1 rRNA gene is annotated in these 230 nt (G+C 49.1%); it reads left to right on the top strand.

Features of this window, described 5'->3' with window-relative positions:
* Positions 1-230: ribosomal RNA gene (locus GVL12_RS26125) — 23S ribosomal RNA — on the top strand; the annotation flags it as partial.

Below are 230 nucleotides of genomic sequence, written 5' to 3'. Positions count from 1 at the left end.
AGGCGACGAAAGACGTGATAGCCTGCGATAAGCTTCGGGGAGCTGGCAAATAAGCTTTGATCCGGAGATTTCTGAATGGGGAAACCCACCCGCAAGGGTATCGCATACTGAATACATAGGTATGCGAGGCGAACCGAGTGAACTGAAACATCTAAGTAGCTCGAGGAAAAGACATCAACCGAGATTCCGAAAGTAGTGGCGAGCGAAATCGGAACAGCCTTCTAGTGATA

It is taken from the genome of Pantoea sp. 18069 (assembly GCF_902706035.1).
Taxonomy (GTDB): Bacteria; Pseudomonadota; Gammaproteobacteria; order Burkholderiales; family Burkholderiaceae_C; genus Comamonas.
The sequence above is the reverse complement of the archived record's forward strand: the minus strand, read 5'-3'. Positions and strand labels throughout refer to the sequence as shown.